Consider the following 16217-nt stretch of genomic DNA (forward strand, 5'->3'; position numbering starts at 1 on the left):
GGTGGCCTCTTCGGGCAGCGGACGCGGAGGCGGTGTTCACGGGGTGTCGACGACCGAACCGGTGCGTCCGGGGCGCGCCCAGTGGGGTGCGCTGATCCTGTTCGCCGGGGCTTCGGGCGCGGTGGACGTGCTGGCGTTCACCGCGCTGGGTGAGGTCTTCGCCGGTGTGATGACCGGAAACCTGGTGCTTCTGGGCCTGTCCCTGACGGGGACGGGACACGAGGGCGGGCCGGCCGCGCCGCTGCTGGCGCTGGGCGGCTATGTCGCCGGGGTCGCGGGCGTGGTGCCGTTCGCCCGGCGCCGGGCGGCGGAACCGGAGACGCGCTGGCCGCGCGCGGTCGTGCGGTGTCTCGCCGTCGAGGTCGTACTCCTCGCCGCCGTCGCCGCCGGGTGGGGCGCGGCCGACGGTGCCCCCGCGCAGCCGTGGCTCGATGTGGTGCTCGTCGCGGTCTCGGCCGCCATGGGGATGCAGTCCGCCGCGCTGGCCGGGGCGGGCGCAGCCGGCGGGCCGGGAACGTACTTCACCGGCACCCTCACCCAGGTGGTCGCGCACGCCGTCGGACCGCCGGGCGGACAGCGGGCGGATCTTGGTTCCCTGGCCCGGCTCGTCGCGCTCACCGGCGGCGCGGCCGTGAGCGCGGTCGTGAACGCGGCGTCCACGCCCTGGGCGATGGTGGTCCCACTGGCGCTGGCGCTGGCGGCGCTGGCGTGCGTGGCGGTCACCCCGCGCCAGGGGCGGACCGCCCCTCACACGCTGTAGGGCCCGGGGGGAGCGGTGCACCGGGGCACCGCTCCCCCGCTCTCACGCCTGGACCGCGGACTTCTCCGGCTCGGAGCTCGCGTGGGTCTTCTCCAGGCCGCCGGCGGCGGCTCGCACGGCCGGGATGGCGGCCGCGATAGCGGCGGAGACGAGAGCGACGCCGCAGCCGATGATCAGGCCCGTGCGGAAGCCGCTCTCCGAGGTGATGCTGAACCCGCCGGCCTCGGTCGTCATCTGCGAAAGGACCACCCCGATCACCGCCGCGCCGACGGACGTTCCCAGGGAGCGCATGAGGGCGTTGAAGCTGTTCGCCGCGGCGGTCTCGGAGAGCGGGACCGAACCCATGATGAGCGCCGGCATCGAGCCGTAGGCGAGACCCACGCCGCTGTTGATGACCATGATGGCCAGCATGATTCCCCATGCCGACCCCATCAGCGCGAGCGACAGTCCGTAGCCCGCCGCGATGACCAGGACCCCGCCGACGAGCGTGACTTTGGGGCCGTAGGCGTTGGTCAGTTTGCCGCCGAGCGGGGAGACGATCATCATCATCACGCCGCCGGGGGCCATCCAGAGACCGGCCGCGAGCATCGACTGTCCCAGGCCGTAGCCGGTGGCCTCCGGGTACTGGAGCAGCTGCGGAATCACCAGCATGCTGGCGTACATCGCGAAACCGACGAAGATCGACGCGATGTTGGTGAGAAGGACCCGGGGACGGGCCGTGGTGCGCAGGTCGACCAGCGGGTCGGTGGTACGGAGTTCCCAGGCGCCCCAGCCGACCAGGAGTACGACGGCCGCGACGAGCAGACCGAGCGTGGTGCCCGAACTCCAGCCCCAGTCGGCGCCCTTGGAGATCGCGAGCAGCAGACTGACCAGTCCGGCGCCGAGAGTGACCGCACCGATCGCGTCGAACCGCTGCCCCTTGGCGCCGGCCGGCACGTTCGGGACCAGGAACCAGATCAGCAGCGCGATGATCGTGGCGAGCACGGCGGAGCCCCAGAAGAGAACGCGCCAGTTCGCGTACTGGGCGACCGCCGCGGCGATCGGCAGGCCGAGGCCGCCGCCGATTCCCATGGAGGCGCTCACCAGGGCGATGGACGAGCTGAGCTTCTCCGTGGGAACGACGTCACGCAGCAGGGCGATGCCCAGCGGCACCATGCCCATTCCCATGCCCTGGAGGCCGCGTCCGATGATCATCGGGAGTACGGAGGACGAGAGGGCACACACCACGGAACCCGCGATCAGCGGGACCGAGCAGACGAGAAGCATGCGGCGCTTCCCGAGCAGGTCGCCCAGGCGGCCGACGACCGGCACGCAGACGGCGGCCACCAGGAGCGTCGTCGTGATCACCCAAGTGGCGTTCGAGGCCGAGGTGTTGAGGATCTTGGGCAGATCGGCGAGCAGCGGGGTGACCAGTGTCTGCATGATCGCGGCCGTGGTGCCGGCGAGCGCCAGCGTCGCGACCACACCGCCCGAGCGGGATGTGGGCTGGGGGGCGTCCATGAAAGAGGGCTCCTAGGGCTGTCTCATCCGAAACCAACATGTGCATCATACATATCATGTGTATCGAGCACTTTACGTGCACGCTGCACAAACATGAGAAGATGATGTCCGTGCCGTGCCTGCGTGATGGGACAATGGCGCGGCGAGAGAGGCAGGAGGCGACACAGGCATGGTCGGGGCCACGCACGAGGTCGAGTACGAGCAGATGCTGCTCAGCCGCCACACGTTTCTGCACCAGAAGGGCGGGCGCCGCAAGGACGGCGTACTGGAGCGCAGCGCGTACATCCTGCTCAGCCGCATTCGTCTGCAGGGACCGATGTCGATCGGCGAGCTCAGCGACGCCTTCGGACTCGACGCCTCCACCCTGAACCGGCAGACGGCGGCGGCGATGCGCGCGGGATTCGTGAAGCGCATCCCGGACCCCGACGGTGGCATGGCGCGCAAATTCCGCATCACGGACGACGGCGTACGTGTCCTCGACGAGGAGCGGGAAGGCATCGTGCAGAGTCTGAACCGGGTCATGGCAGAGTGGCCGGAAGAGGACATCGCCGCGTTCGCCGCGTATCTCAAGCGCTTCAACACCGACATCGAACGGCTCGGCGGAAGGCCCTGGCCACGCGTCTGAGCGGTGGCCGCCCGGAGGGTTCATCCATCTGGAGTAGCCGCGCGAGGGGATGCCTGCACCGGCTCCCGGGCAGGCCGGCGGTGCGGGGCGCGGCTCGGCCCGACGGGTCTCGTGGAATCAGCCCAGCCCGTTGAGGTGCGCGCCGCGGCTCATCGTTGCCAGTCTGGAACCGAGTACATCGCGCACCCGACCGAGCCGAGCCTTCCGGCCGCGCCGACAAGGAGACCCCCATGGCCAACTGGACCAAGGACGAGCTGGACAAGATCGAGCACGCCGACGAACTGCTTGTCGCCCCCTTCGAGAGCGACAACACACCGCGCCCGCCGACGACCATCTGGGTGGTCCGCGAGGGTGACGACCTGCATGTACGCGCCTTCCGCGGGCGCGGCGGAAACTGGTTCCGCGCCGCCACCGCCGGGCACGCCGGCCACATCAGCTCCGGCGGCGTGGACAAGGACGTCACCTTCGTGGAGGAGGACGACCCGGCACTCAACGACCGGATCGACCGGGCCTACCGCAGCAAGTACGGCGGCTACAGCGACAGTTATGTCGACCCCATGGTGGCCGATGGCGCCCGCGCCGCGACCCTCAAGCTCGTCCCTCGCTGAACCCGCGGCGTCATCGGGTGCGGCCCTCCGCCTCTCACGACAAGGACCCCCTATGACCACCATCGCCATCGTCGGAGCAGGCAGCGGTCTGGGCGGCGCCGTGGCGCGCCGCTTCGGGCGTGAAGGCTTCGACGTCGCCCTCCTCTCCCGCACCAAGGAGCACGTCGACGCCCTCGCCACCGAACTCGGCGGTGAAGGCGTGAACGCGCGCGGGTTCGCCGCCGACGTACACGATCCGGCCGCTCTCTCCGCCGCCCTGGACGCGGCGGCCACCGACCTCGGCACGGTCGAGGTCCTGCAGTACAGCCCGATCCCCCACCGGGACTACATGAAGCCGGTCCTGGAGACCGCTCCGGCCGACATCGAGGCACCGGTGGCGTTCTCCGTCATCGGTCCGATGACGGCCGTCCGCCAGATCCTGCCCGGGATGCGCACGCTCGGCCGTGGCACGCTGCTGTTCATCAACGGCGGCACCGCCGTCCAGCCGCACCCCGACCGCGCGGGCACCTCCATCGCTTTCGCCGGTGAGAGCGCGTACGCGCAGATGCTCCACGACGCCCTCGCGAACGAGAACATCCACGCGACGCAGCTCGTCATCCCCGGCTCGATCACCCCTGGGCATCCCCGCAAGGACCCGGCGGTGCTGGCCGACACGCTGTGGGACATGCATCAGACCCGCGGGGAGTTCCGGCGCTACGCCGAGCCCCTGGAGACCTGACCTGACCGGCGCTGACGCCGGTGGGGGTAGCGGGCGCCGGCGGGCGGCGGCCCCGGATCAGCCGGTCACCACCCCCAGGCCCTGCTTGACCTGGCGCGTCACCTCGTCGGCGAGGATCTCCGGCGTGCCCTTCTCCAGCCCCTCCAGGGCCTGGGCGGCGACGGCCGCAGGGTCGATCTTCTGGGCGGGGTCGATGTCCGCGGCCATGTCGGTGTCCATGTAGCCCACGTGCAGGGCGGACACCTGAATGCCGCGCGGCTCCAGCTCCTCCCGGACCGAGTTCGTGAGGGCCCAGGCCGCCGCCTTGCCCGCGCTGTACGCGCCGACTCCCGCCGGGTGGAACCAGGACAGCACCGAGAGGACGTTCAGGATCGAGCCGCCACCGTTGCCCTCGATGACCGGCGCGAAGGCACGGGTCACCTGAAGCGTGCCGAAGAAGTGGGTGTCCATCTCCAGGCGGACCCGGCCGAGTTCGCCCGCCACGAGGGGCGTGTGGGTGGAGATGCCCGCGTTGTTGACCAACACCGTGGCGTCGGGTGCGGCGGCAGCGGCGGCGCGGACGGACTCGGGATCGGTGATGTCCAGACGCAGCGGTACGGCGCCGGGCAGATCGACCGTCTCGGGACGGCGGGCTCCGGCGTACACCTTGGCACCACGCTCCAGGAGCTGCTCGGCGATCCGGCGGCCCAGCCCTCGGTTGGCGCCGGTGACGACCACTACGGCGTTGTTCAGATCCATGGTCCTGCCCCTTCGTCGACGGCGTACGGCCTCTTCCGGCCGTACGCCAGCCAAATTAGATTACATGCATAATCTAAAAGCGGAAGGCGTGGAGGCGTACGATAGATGTCGTCGAACATTTATTCCGGGAGGTGGCACATGGGCCGCGTATCGAAGGAACAGGCGCAGGAGAACCGCCGTCGGATCGTCGACACCGCCTCCCGCCTCTTCCGTGAACAGGGCACCGACGGAGTCAGCGTCGCCGATCTGATGAAGGCGGCCGGGCTCACCCACGGAGGCTTCTACAAGCACTTCGACTCCAAGGAAGCCCTCGTGGACGAGGCCACCGCCGTCGCGTTCGACAGCTTCGAGGAGGAGCGCGCCGCCACGCCCGGGGCCGACGACGGCGAGGAGGCCGCGAACCGCGCGTTCGTCGACGCCTATCTCTCCCCCGCCCACCGGGACGACATGGCCGGCGGCTGCCCCACGGCGGGCCTGGCCGTCGACATGGCGCGCGGCGCCGCCGGCAGCGCGGCCCGGTACACCTACGCCGAAGGGGTACGCGCCTTCGCGCGGCGGATGGCCACCGACGAGGAGGGGGACGACGGCCTCGCCCGCCTCAGCACGATGGTCGGGGCGCTGATCCTGGCCCGCGCGGTGCGCGACGACCCGCTGTCGGACGAACTCCTCGCGGCGGCACGGGCCGAGGTCGAGCGATAACCGCTCCTGCCGCCACTTCCCCGATCGCGAGCGGCCGGGGCCGGACCGGTCCTCAGGTGCGCGGGCCCAGCAGCCGGATCGCGTCGGCCACCACGGTGCCGTCGGCGTCGTTGGTCAGCTCCACCGACGTGCCGAGACCGGCCCGCAGCCGGAACTTGCCCAGCGAGACCCACGAGCCGCCGCGCGGATCGGCGGCTCCCGCCACCCGCTGGTCGACCCGGACGCTGGTGGTTCCCTCCGCGCGGACGACGGAGTACGGGGCGTTGCCCGCGCGGCTCGCACCCGGCGGGAACGACGTCTGGATCTCGTACACCCCGTCCCGCGGCACGGCCGGACGCCAGCGCACCATGCGCTCACCCGAACCGGCGGGCGCGGTGCGGTAGTTGCCCGCCCAGAAGCCGGGGTCGGCCGTCGCCGTCGGCCAGCTGCCGGTGACGACCGCGAAGCCCAGCCTGTCGTTGTCCACGACCACCTCCGCGCGTACGTCGGCGGAGCCCGGCGCCTCGACCAGGCTGAGCGAGTCGAGGCCGAGCACGGTCCCGCCGCCCCTGCCGGCGCCGGTCACCTCGCAGCGCACGGTGTGCCGCCCGGCGCGCAGCCGGGCGGTGCCGATGCGGGCCAGGTCGAAGCCGTCCGCCGACTGCGCCGTGGTGTCGATCACGTATGCGGGCAGCTTGGTGCCCCGCACGGTGACGGTGGCCAGTGCGCCGTCCGCCGAGCGGTAGTGGCGCAGGACCAGTTCGTACTCCCCGGTGCGCGGTACCCGGAAGGTGAACTCGGCCGCGCCGCCCACCTGTTCGGGGGTGAGGACCAGTCGCTCGCCGCTGCGCGCCAGCGGATCGGCGACGGCTTTCACGGTGCCGCCGGTGACCTCGCGGTCCGTGTCCGCCAGCACGATGGCCGTCTCCCGGTGGCGGGGGCCACGGCGCAGGCTGTCGCGGCCACGGGTCAGCCAGTCGAGCGAGAAGCGGCAGACGTTGACCCGGCGCGGGGCGCTCGCCAGGTCGCCGTCGCAGCCGTAGAGGAGCACGATGGTGCCGTCGGAGAGCCGGGCGAGATCCGAGTAGAAGGAACGGTTCTCGTTGATGACCCGCCGGTACCGGTACGAGATGCCCTCGTCGTAACTGACCGACACGGTCATGTTGTATCTGACGGGCGAGTCGGGGCGGCTGAACAGCACCCGGTCGGTGTCGCGGCTGCCGGGACCGCCGCTGTAGCGCAGCAGGCCGGCGTCCACCGCGTTGAACGAGCCGGTGCCGCCGTCGAACGCCGGCTGGGACCAGGTCGTACCGTCGTCCGAGCTGACGGAGACGATGCGCTGTCCTTCACCGCCCGCCGCCGCCCGGCCGTTCACGAGCACGGTGCCGTCGGAGCGCTGCACCATCCGCGCCTCGTTTATGGGGTACTTGACCTGCACGGGTACCTCGCCGGTCGCCCGCCAGGTGGCGCCGTGGTCGTCGCTGCAGATCGGCGCGACGCCGTAGTAACGCTCGGCCACGGTGTTGCCGACGATCACTCTGCGGTGGGAGCAGTTGAGCAGCAGGCGGCCGGACTTCAGCTGGAGTCCGTGGCCGGGACCGGGGCCGTGCAGAGCCCAGTTGTAGGGAAATCCGTCGAACAGCCCCGCCAGATTGCGCACTTCGCCCCAGGTCCTTCCGCTGTCCCGGCTGGAGATCACATAGAGGTCGCCGGAGTCGCCCGAGCAGGAGGTGTTCTCCGGCAGCCGGAGCGAGAGCATGTAGAAGAGGAAGACCTCCCGCGTCTCGCGGTCCACGACCAGCGCCGGGTTGCCCCAGGAATCGCCGTCGGCGGAGGTGACCAGTGCGCGGCTCGCCTCCCAGGTCCTGCCGCCGTCGGTGCTGCGGCGCAGCAGCAGATCGCGGGGCCCTGCGTCGCACACTTCGTGGCGGCCCTCGGTCACGGCGAGGATCGTGTCGTCGGGAAGGACGGCGAGCGCGTGGACGTGGTAGTTCACGAGCGGGCCATCGACGGAGTCCCAGAGAGTCTGCTCATGGAAGAAGGAGCCGTGCCGGTCGGGCGCGGCCGGCAGACCGGGCGCGGAGGACCGGCCGGCGGCGTGTGCCGTCGAACCGAGGGCCGCGGGGCCGAACGCGGCGGTCGCCGAGACGCCGGCGACACCCAGGGCGAAGGATCTGCGGTTCATGGCGGTGCGCTTGGGTCCGGTGTCGGACATGGTGAGCCACCCCTTTCGGGCGGTACGGAGGAGAGGAGCCGGCACGGACCGGATCGGGCGCGCGCCTTCGCGGGATCAGACGCGTATGAGATGCGCGTCGAGAGGAGCGAGCAGGTCGAGCAGCGTGCGGCGTTCGTCGTCGGAGCAGGGTGTGAAGGGCGCCGCGACATGCGGCGGGCAGAGCCCTCGTCCGGCCAGGACCGCCTTCACCGCCGGCACACCGGGTCGTACGGTGTGCAACGCCAGCACCTCGTCGATCACCTGCTGTGCGCGCCACGCGTCGCCGTCCCGTCCCTCGCGGTGGGCCCGGAACAGCTCGACGGCCGCCCCGGGCGCCAGGTTCGCCACTCCGGGGACGACACCGTCGGCCCCGAGCCGCAGCGCGTCGAGCGCCTGCCCCTCCGCGCCCTGGCTGACCCCGAAGTCGTCGCGTCTGCGGGCCGCGGCGAGGGCGTGGCCGAAGAGCGCGAGATCGCCCGAGCTGTCCTTGATGCCCACGAGGTGGGCGAGCTCGGTCACTTCGTCCAGCAGGGCGGGGGTCAGCGGATTGCTGTAGCGGGGGGCGTTGTAGGCGACGACGGGCACGCCGAGACCGGCCATGGCCGCGTAGTGGGTGACGATCTCGTCGTGCCTGTGGTGGAAGTAGACCGGCGGGCTGAGCACCAGCGCGTCCGGGGCAGCGGGCAGGACGGCCTCCGCCCGCGCCAGCGCCTCGGCGGTGCCGGGAGCCGTGACATTCACCAACACCGGCCCGCCGCCGGTCAGTTCACGCCAGCGTTTGGCCACCCCTGCGGCGAAGTCCCCCAGTTGGGCTGTGGGCAGCAGAGGGCCCTCACCGTTGCTGCCGAACAGCATGAGGCTCCGGGCGCCCGCCGCCGCCAGCGCGCCGAGCAGGGCGTCCGCCGCCGGGGCCGACGGGCGCCCCGGCCGGTCCATCGGTGTGACCAGCGGGACCATGACCCCGGCGAGCAAGGCGCGGCCGTCGGCCGGTCTCTTCCCGTCGGCCCCTCTGCCCTGACCGGCCATCAGTACCCCTTGACCTCGGGCCAGGTCAGTTCGACCCCGGCGCGCGTGAGTTCGTCCTGGAAGCGGCGCAGACACGCACCGTCCTCGTACACCTGCTCGACATCAAGCCGGTTGTCGAGGCAGTACGCCGCGAGCGAGCCGGCGGCTTCGCCGATGTTCCACTCGACGGGGTGCAGCCGGTAACAGCCGTTGGTGATGTGGGTGGTTCCGATGTTCTTGCACACCGGCAGCAGGTTCCGCAGCCGCACCGGGAGCAGCGCGCCCAGCGGGATCTGGAAAGGGCTGCTGGCGACGTCGATGTACGTGTCGCCGCCGGTGGACGGATGCAGGTCGATGCGGTACATCCCGATGCCGACGGAGTCGTGATGACGCACCGCGCCGTGGTCGCCCCTGACGGTGAGCGACAGATCCTGTTCGACGATCCGGCGCCGGGCGACGATCCGGCGTGACTCACGGATGTACGGCGCCTTGGCCAGCCCGTCGGCCGTACCGAACACATCGCCGCGCAGCCGCAGACCGGGCCAGCCGGTGCCGCCGTCGGGGCGCGGCGCCTCGGTCTGGAGCCAGTAGAGCATGCTCATGCTCAGCTCACGGGCCCCGGCCAGATGACGGTCCCGCTCCTTGTCGTCCACCCCGATCAGCGGTCCCGGGAGGTAGTCGATCATGGGCCAGTTGACGATGGTGACATCGCTCGCGACGAAGCCGGGCCGGTACAGCTTCCGGGAGACCACCCGGCGGAACTCCCACAGCTCCTTGTCGCCCGCGTCCTTGCTCTGGTCGGCGACGACCGGCCCCGATTCGGCGTTCGGTGTGAAGCCGCGCGGCACGGTCCGAAGCGTCCTCGGGTCGGGCGCGCTCAGGCTCAGCAGCCGGTTCGGCCACTGCGGCGGGTGGTACGCGGCCCAGCCGTCGTAGCCGGCCGGCCGGTCCACCGTGTGGTCCTCGCCCGCCAGATGGTCGACCGCGAACACCCAGGAGAACGCCTGCATGTTGGCGGGCCGCGCCTCCTCGGGCGCGCTCGGCTCGCCCGTGTCCCGGCGCGACTCGAAGCCCGTCACATGCTCGGCGCCGGTCAGCGGCAGCAGGTCGCCGAGTTCGGTCGCGTCCAGGACGTACGGCGCGGACACCTCGACCCGCGTGCCGTCCGGGCCTTCGACGACCACGGACCGTACCCGGTCGCCGTCCACGGAGGCGGCCACCGGCCGGTGGCCGTACAGGATCCGCAGCCGGCCGGCGGCCACGTACGGCGCGACCATGGCATCCAGCACGGCGGCGGCGACCCTCGGCTCGTGGCAGAGCGCGCTCACGCGCCCCTCGCCGGGGTTGAGATAGCGGCGCCGTCTGGCCTCGTCGGTGAGCGGATACCAGGTCCGGTAGTGGTCGCGGATCGCCTCGCGCAGCGCGCGGTAGGTACGGGTGGCGCCGAACTGCTCGATCCAGGCGTGCTCGTCGGGCGGCACACCCTGGCTGGTGAGCTGGCCGCCGATCCAGTCGGTCTCCTCCGTGAGCAGGACAGACCGTCCCCGGTCGAGGGCGGCCAGCGCGGCGGCCACACCGCCGAGGCCCCCGCCGACGACGAGGATGTCGGTGGCTGCCGACGTGTCCGCGCTCATGTGCCGCTCCCCTCCCGGGCGTTGCCCGCGCTGTCGGTGTCACCGCCGGTGGTGGCCGGAACCTCACGCTCGGCCGGCCCTCCGTCCGGGCCGAACGTGAAGCTCCGGGGTCCGTCCCGTACGTCCACCGGCACGGGCGGGCCGCCGCCCGGCGGAGCGATGAGCAGGTCGCCGTCGCCCTCGGCGGTCCCCGTGACGCGGTCGGGGGTCAGCCGGTAGCCCCGTACGACCACGCCCGGTGCCAGGTCCAACAGGACCTTTCCGTCCAGAGCGACGGTGAGGCGGTCTGCCGCCCGGACGTCGAGGCGGCCATCGCCGAGCGGCAGGCCGCACAGCTCGGCCGGTTCGCCCGGGTGGGCGAACCGCCAGCCGTCGGGACGCACGTCGGCCAGTTCACCGAAGGCGAGATACGCCAACAGACCTCCCCAGGCCATCAGTCCGTCCGAGCGCTTCTGAAGGCCCGTCAGATTCTCCCCGTCGACGGCCGGATAGTTCTCCCTGACATGGCCGTACTCGCGCCATTCGTCGAGAAACAGCCGCAGCAGGGCTCCCACCACCGGCCGGCTCAGCTCGGTCAACTCGTAGCGCCGCAGCCCCCGCACGGCGAGAAACGCCATCGGTGCCCAGATCCGGCCACGCCAGTAGGTCGCCGCGAAGCCGGGGTCGTTCCGGGCCACGCTGGGCAGCGGCCGTACGCCGCCCAGCGCTTCCGGGCGCAGCAGATCGGCGGCCACGGCCGCCGCACGGCCCGCCTCCGGCAGCCCGCCCAGCAGCGCGTACAGCATCGTCGGCGAGACATGCGGGTCGTGGGCGCCCGCCGCCGTGAGATTGCGGTAGCCGCCCCGCTCGCCGTCCCACAGCAGTCGGCCGGCGACCTCCTTCGCCGCCGCGGCCTCGGCGCGCAGCCGGGCGGCCGTCGCGCGCTCCCCCAGGATGCCGGCGATGTCCGCCAGAGCCTCGGCGTCGGCGATGTGCAGCGCGTTCAGTCCGACGTCGGCCAGGTCCATGGTGTGGGTCGCCGGGTCGTACAGCGACTCGTCGTACATCGGGGAATCGTCCAGGCCCGACTCCCGTTTGGCCCGGTCGAGGGTCGCCGACGCGGGGTCGCCCGCGACGGGGTCGGAGCCCCAGGCGAGCAGCCCGTGCGGCCCGCGGCGGGCCCGGGGCCACCAGTCGTGCCAGGCCAGCAGCGCCGGGAAGGTGTCTTCCAGCAGCGCGGTGTCGCGGGTCCCGGGCGACAGGCCGCCCGCCAAGTAGGCCTGATACACCGTCAGCGCGCCGACGGGCGGCTGTGAACGGTCGTCGGTACGGCCCCTTTCGTCCGAGATCCGGTTCGGGATCATGCCGGCGGCGTCGGCGTACGGAAGGATCTGCCCGAACACGCCCCGCGCGTAGTCCCGGTCGACGGCGGAGGCCGCGAGACCGGTGAAGAACGTGTCCCAGGCGTGCAGGGCCCAGGTGCCGTAGAAGCCCTTGCGCTCCGCGCAGACGAAGTCCCGCGAGGTCGGTGTCAGGACGCGGTCGATGTCGGGAGCGTGGATGGTGTTCCAGGTGACGGCCCTGGTCAGGGCATCGGCGGCATCACCAAGCCAGCCGCCCGACCGGAGCCGGGTCCGGTCGGTGGCGGCGCGGCGCGCCGCGAGGACGTCCCCGGTCTCCGCCACCGTGCCGGGCGCGCGCTCCGGCGCGATCCGTACGTCCACGGTGACGGGACCAGGGTCGTTGTCGGTCTCGTCGTCGCTCTCGGCGGGCTCGTCGGGCTCGTCGGGCCGCGTGTCGAACGCCAGCACCAGTGCGTGCGCCGGGCCCTCGATCCTGCGGGCCGGCGACGAGGCGGTGACCGTCCAACGGAGGCCGCCCGCAAGGACGGTGGCGAGGAGGAAGGTGCCGGCAGATGCGGCTCCCGCCCGGTCCGGTCGGGGCGTACGGTCGTCGACGCCGTCCAGGCCCTCCACGGACAGTACGACGACGCCCGTGCACTCGGCGCGCGCGTGCAGGACCTCGCCGGGTCCGCCCGCGAACTCCAGCCGCAGCCGGCGGGCCGCCGCGCGTACGGTCACCTCGGCGTAGGTGCCGTCCACGGTGTGGTGCCCCAGCCGCTCAAGCCCGTCGCGCCAGGTGAAGCCGTCCAGTACGGGGCCTCCGGGGCCGAGCACACCGAACCGCGTCCGTGGTCCGGACGGCAGCATGCTCATACCGGTGTGCGTACGGACGTCCCAGGTGTTCCAGCCGGTCGCCGCCGGAGCGACGGCGGCCCGCCTCTCGTCCGTACGACTCTCGTCCGTACGGCTCTCCTCCGTACGGCTCTCCTTCGTACGCCCCTCGCTCATACGACCGCCTTGTCGTCGGCGGTGCCGTCGCCCGGCACCGAGTCGTCCAGGTCCAGGGCCGCGTCGAGCAGCGCCCGGGTGTACGCGTCACGCGGCGCGGTCAGCACCTCGCCCGTCGGGCCCTCCTCCACGATCACACCCCGGTGCATCACCGCGACCCGGTCGGCGATCTGGTGCACCACTCCCAGGTCGTGCGAGATGAACAGCATCGCGAGCCGGTGCCTGGCGCGCAGATCGACGAGCAGCCGCAGGATCTGGGCCTGGACCGACACGTCCAGGGCCGACACCGCCTCGTCGCACACCAGCAGCCGGGGCCGTACCGCCAGAGCCCTGGCGATGCTCACCCGCTGGCACTGACCGCCCGACAGGTCCCCCGCCCGCCGCGACGCCACTTCGGGGTCGAGCCCCATGTCGGCGAGTAGCCGGTGCAGCGCCTCGGTACGGTCGCCTTTGGGCGCGGTGACCGGATGGGTGCTCCAGACCTCGGCGATGACCGAGGCGACCGTCATCCGCGGATTCAGTGACGCACGCGGATCCTGGAACACCATCTGCACCGCGCGCCGCAACTCGGGCGGTCTGCGTCCCGCGCGGCCGATGGGCCGGCCGTCGAAGGTGAGCGTCCCCGCGCCGGGCCCGAGCAGTCCCGCCACGCACCTGGCGACGGTCGTCTTGCCGGAGCCCGACTCGCCGACCAGACCGAGTGTCTCCTCGGGCGCCACCGACAGACTCACGCCGTCCACGGCGACCTGACCGCCCCGGCGGCCCCACCCCCGCCCGCCGTAGCGGACGCGCAGACCGCGCACATCGAGCAGTGCGCCCTGGCTCCCGCTCACGACCCCACCACCTCCTCGGCGAAGTGGCAGGCGCTCCAGCGCCCAGGCGCCACCTCCCGCACCGCCGGTGCCTCACCGCGGCACCGCTCGCGGGCCAGTGGGCAGCGCGGATGGAACGCGCAGCCGGCCGACCGGTTCGCGGGCGTCGCCGGGGCGCCCGGCAGCGGATCGGCCAGCGCGGTACGGGTCCTGACGGCGGGCACGCTGCGTACGAGGGCGGCGGTGTACGGGTGGGCGGGCCGGCGCAGTACGTCGCGGGCGGGCCCGCGCTCGCAGACCCGTCCCGCGTACATCACCACGACCCGCTCGGCGACGTGCGACACCACCCGCAGGTCATGGCTGACCAGCAGCATGGACAGGCCTTCCGTCTCCTGGATGTTCGCGAGCAGCCGCAGGATCCGGGACTGCACGGTGACATCCAGCGCCGTCGTCGGCTCGTCGGCGAGCAGCAGGGAGGGCTCTCCGGCCAACGCCAGTGCGATCATGGCGCGTTGGCGCAGCCCGCCGGAGAGTTCGTGCGGGTAGGCGCGCATCCGCCGCTTCGGCTCCGGCACCCCGGCCCGGTCGAGGAGTTCGACGACCCGGCGGTGCACCTCGGCGCGTGGCAGCCGGTCGCGGCGGGGGATCTCGCCGACCTGACGGCCGATCCGCTGGGTCGGGTTGAGCGCGGCCAGCGGGTCCTGGAAGATCATCGCGATCTCCCGGCCGCGTACTGTACGACGCCGTACCGGATCGGCGGCGATCAGGTCCTCGCCGTGCCACAGCAGCCGGCCCGCCAGGGTGGCACCCTCGGGCGGCAGGCCCAGGATCGCCTGGGCGGTCATCGTCTTTCCGCTGCCCGACTCGCCGATCAGCCCCACGGTCGTGGCGCGTGGCACGTCGAAGGACACACCGTCCACCACCCGCACCCGGGTGCCGCGCGGGCCGGGCAGTTCCACCACCAGGCCGTCGATCCGCAGAGGCGGCCCGTCGGTGGCGGGCGCCGGTTTCGTGATGCCGCGTTGACGGGCGGTGCCGGCGGGGGTCACGAGCCACCGCTCCCTACGGTGGCGAAGTCCGGCAGGCCGCTGGCGTCGGGGACGAAGCCCGTCAGGTCGCTGTTCCAGGCGTACGCGATGCTCACCGACATCGGGTACATCCCGACGGCGTCCCGCCAGATGATCGCGCTCGCCTGTCCGTAGAGGTCGGTGCGCCTCTCCTTGTCGGCCGTCGCTCCCGCCGCCGCCAGCAGACCGTCCAACTCCTTGTTGCAGTAGCCGTTCCGGTTGGCCTCACAGGTGTAGAGGCGGCCGAGGTTGCTGGCCGCGTCGTAGCTGGGGGTGGCCAGCTGCTGGAAGTTGATGTCCCACTTGAGCGCGATCAGGTCCTCCGTGAAGGTGGCCTGCTCCTTCTCCAGCGGCTCCGCCAGTACGCCGACCTCCTTCAGGTCCGAGACGACGGCCTGGATGAAGGGCCGGAACTCGGCGTTGGCGAACTGGAGGCGGAGCTTCTTCGAGAAGTCGAAGCCGGCGGCGGTGAGGGCAGCCTTGGCGGCTGTCGCGTCGTGGGCCACGGGCGGCTGCGGCACATGGCCGAGGACGACGCCGGTCACGGGCGCGTCGGCCGGCTTGCCGGTCTCGGGGTAGAGCTCGCTGATGATGGTCCTGAAGTCGACCGCCTGCCAGATCGCCTTGCGTACTTTGGCGTCCTTGAGCGCGGGCGTCGACGAGTTGAACCACATGGTGAACTCGGCGCTGCTCGGGACCGTCCGCACCGTCAGGTCCTTCTCGCTCTCCAGCGAGGCCAGTTGGTCGTCGGGGATGCCCCAGACGATGTCGACCTCGCCCGTGCGCAGGGCGGTCATGCGCGCCGACAGCTCGGGGATGTTCCGTACGGTGACCCGGCCCGGCGCGGGCTTCTCGCCCCGGAACTCCTTGTTGGGCACCAGGACCAGCGACTCACCCGGGGTGAACCCGTCGACGGTGAACGGGCCCGAACCCACTGGGTCGTTGAAGAAGGCGGTGTCGTCCTCACCGACGCCAGAGGGGATGACGTAGAAGGTGCCGAGCTTGCCGGGGACGGACGCGTCGGGCGCCGGGGTGCTGAGCACCACTTCGGTGGCCGAGGTCTTCTTCATCGTGGAGCCCGTGAAGTTGCCCGCGTTGGGGCCGTTCAGGCTGATCATCCGCTGGAAGGACGCGACCACGTCGTCCGCGTCGAGCGGGGAGCCGTCGGAGAACGTCACCCCGTCGCGCAGCGTGAACGTCCAGGCCGTGACGTCTCCGTCGGGCTTCCAGGAGGTGGCGAGGTCGCCCTTGAGTGTGCCGTCCGGGTCGGGTTTCACGAGCCTGCTGAAGATCTCCTGCCCGGCCAACTGCGTTCCCGTGGAGGCGCCTTGGGCACCGTGCGGGTCCAGGCTCTCGATCGGGTAGGTGCCGGCGGCCGTCACCTCGCCCGAGCCGCCGGAGCCGCCTGCGTTGTCGTCGTCGCCGCCCGATGTCGTCGTGCAGGCGGCGAGGAGCGCCGCGGTCGCCGTAGTGGTGGCGGCGAGCCGAAGCAGCCGACTCCGGCCGTACTCACGCGTCTTGGTCATG

General features: G+C 72.0%; 14 protein-coding genes. 5 read left to right on the forward strand and 9 right to left on the reverse strand.

Annotated elements, in window-relative coordinates; genetic code table 11:
- The first annotated feature begins 43 nt into the window (after window positions 1-43).
- The gene (locus OIE74_RS01760; RefSeq protein ID WP_329377633.1) at window positions 44-760 is read left to right on the forward strand and encodes a YoaK family protein; all 717 of its coding nucleotides are present in this window, start codon (window positions 44-46) and stop codon (window positions 758-760) included.
- Between the two features lie 42 nt (window positions 761-802).
- On the opposite strand, the gene OIE74_RS01765 is transcribed toward OIE74_RS01760, so the two are convergent.
- On the reverse strand, window positions 803-2260 hold the full coding sequence (locus OIE74_RS01765; RefSeq protein ID WP_329377635.1) for an MFS transporter: 1458 nt from the start codon (window positions 2258-2260) through the stop codon (window positions 803-805).
- A 169-nt stretch (window positions 2261-2429) separates the two neighbouring features.
- On the opposite strand from OIE74_RS01765, the gene OIE74_RS01770 reads away from it, so the two are divergent.
- From OIE74_RS01770 to OIE74_RS01780, 3 genes are all read left to right on the forward strand, one after another.
- Window positions 2430-2885, forward strand: a complete 456-nt coding sequence (locus tag OIE74_RS01770; RefSeq protein ID WP_329377637.1) for a MarR family winged helix-turn-helix transcriptional regulator — start codon at window positions 2430-2432, stop codon at window positions 2883-2885.
- Between the two features lie 230 nt (window positions 2886-3115).
- Window positions 3116-3493, forward strand: coding sequence for a DUF2255 family protein (locus OIE74_RS01775; protein WP_329377639.1), 378 nt, complete (start codon window positions 3116-3118; stop codon window positions 3491-3493).
- A 52-nt stretch (window positions 3494-3545) separates the two neighbouring features.
- Window positions 3546-4211 carry an SDR family NAD(P)-dependent oxidoreductase gene (locus tag OIE74_RS01780; RefSeq protein WP_329377641.1) on the forward strand — a complete coding sequence of 222 codons (666 nt, stop codon included), beginning with the start codon at window positions 3546-3548 and terminating at the stop codon, window positions 4209-4211.
- 57 nt (window positions 4212-4268) lie between these two features.
- Here the strand turns inward: OIE74_RS01780 and OIE74_RS01785 are convergent, their stop codons facing one another.
- Window positions 4269-4949 carry an SDR family oxidoreductase gene (locus OIE74_RS01785; RefSeq protein WP_329377643.1) on the reverse strand — a complete coding sequence of 227 codons (681 nt, stop codon included), beginning with the start codon at window positions 4947-4949 and terminating at the stop codon, window positions 4269-4271.
- 138 nt (window positions 4950-5087) lie between these two features.
- On the opposite strand from OIE74_RS01785, the gene OIE74_RS01790 reads away from it, so the two are divergent.
- The gene (locus OIE74_RS01790) at window positions 5088-5648 is read left to right on the forward strand and encodes a TetR family transcriptional regulator (RefSeq protein ID WP_329377646.1); all 561 of its coding nucleotides are present in this window, start codon (window positions 5088-5090) and stop codon (window positions 5646-5648) included.
- Window positions 5649-5700: 52 nt separating this feature from the next.
- Here OIE74_RS01790 and OIE74_RS01795 read toward each other — a convergent pair whose 3' ends face one another.
- The 7 genes from OIE74_RS01795 to OIE74_RS01825 form a co-directional block, all read right to left on the reverse strand.
- A complete protein-coding gene (locus OIE74_RS01795) occupies window positions 5701-7842 on the reverse strand; it encodes a golvesin C-terminal-like domain-containing protein (RefSeq protein WP_329377648.1) in 2142 nt (713 codons plus the stop codon).
- A 75-nt stretch (window positions 7843-7917) separates the two neighbouring features.
- Window positions 7918-8868, reverse strand: a complete 951-nt coding sequence (locus OIE74_RS01800; protein WP_329377650.1) for a dihydrodipicolinate synthase family protein — start codon at window positions 8866-8868, stop codon at window positions 7918-7920.
- Window positions 8868-10481: an FAD-dependent oxidoreductase gene (locus OIE74_RS01805; RefSeq protein WP_329377652.1), complete on the reverse strand. Its 1614-nt coding sequence runs from the start codon at window positions 10479-10481 to the stop codon at window positions 8868-8870. The genes OIE74_RS01800 and OIE74_RS01805 overlap by 1 nt, the downstream gene beginning before the upstream one ends.
- A complete protein-coding gene (locus tag OIE74_RS01810; protein WP_329377654.1) occupies window positions 10478-12811 on the reverse strand; it encodes an MGH1-like glycoside hydrolase domain-containing protein in 2334 nt (777 codons plus the stop codon). Before OIE74_RS01810 ends, OIE74_RS01805 begins: the two co-directional genes overlap by 4 nt.
- Window positions 12808-13644 carry an ATP-binding cassette domain-containing protein gene (locus OIE74_RS01815; protein ID WP_329377656.1) on the reverse strand — a complete coding sequence of 279 codons (837 nt, stop codon included), beginning with the start codon at window positions 13642-13644 and terminating at the stop codon, window positions 12808-12810. The genes OIE74_RS01810 and OIE74_RS01815 overlap by 4 nt, the downstream gene beginning before the upstream one ends.
- Window positions 13641-14672, reverse strand: a complete 1032-nt coding sequence (locus OIE74_RS01820) for an ABC transporter ATP-binding protein (protein WP_329377658.1) — start codon at window positions 14670-14672, stop codon at window positions 13641-13643. Before OIE74_RS01820 ends, OIE74_RS01815 begins: the two co-directional genes overlap by 4 nt.
- Entirely contained in the window at window positions 14669-16216 is a 1548-nt protein-coding gene (locus tag OIE74_RS01825) for an ABC transporter substrate-binding protein (RefSeq protein WP_329377660.1), read from the reverse strand. The genes OIE74_RS01820 and OIE74_RS01825 overlap by 4 nt, the downstream gene beginning before the upstream one ends.
- Window position 16217: the final 1 nt, after the last annotated feature.

The sequence above is a fragment of the Streptomyces sp. NBC_01716 genome (genome assembly GCF_036248275.1).
Lineage (GTDB): Bacteria > Actinomycetota > Actinomycetes > Streptomycetales > Streptomycetaceae > Streptomyces.